Here is a 245-nt window from a genome sequence, read left to right as displayed (position 1 = left end):
GTGGAGCAATCCATCGCCGACACCGATGAGCCGGAGTTCCGCCTCAAGAAATCCCTCAGCGCGGTCGACCTGACCGTCTTCGGCGTGGGCGTCGTCATCGGGGCGGGCATCTTCACCCTCTCCGGGCGCGCCGCGCACGACGTGGCAGGACCCGCCGTGGTGATCAGCTTCATCATCGCCGCGATCGCGTGCGGCCTCGCGGCCATGTGTTACGCCGAATTCGCCTCGACCGTGCCCGTCTCGGG

Annotated in this window: 1 protein-coding gene; it reads left to right on the top strand. The window is 68.2% G+C overall.

The features are described 5' to 3' along the window. A partial coding sequence (locus KVS71_RS18255; RefSeq protein WP_217585244.1) for an amino acid permease occupies window positions 1-245 on the top strand: 245 nt, incomplete at both ends.

The sequence above is a fragment of the Microbacterium sp. GbtcB4 genome, assembly GCF_019091465.1.
In the GTDB taxonomy this organism is placed as follows: Bacteria; Actinomycetota; Actinomycetes; order Actinomycetales; family Microbacteriaceae; genus Microbacterium; species Microbacterium paraoxydans.
This window is presented reverse-complemented; position numbering and strand designations above follow the sequence as displayed.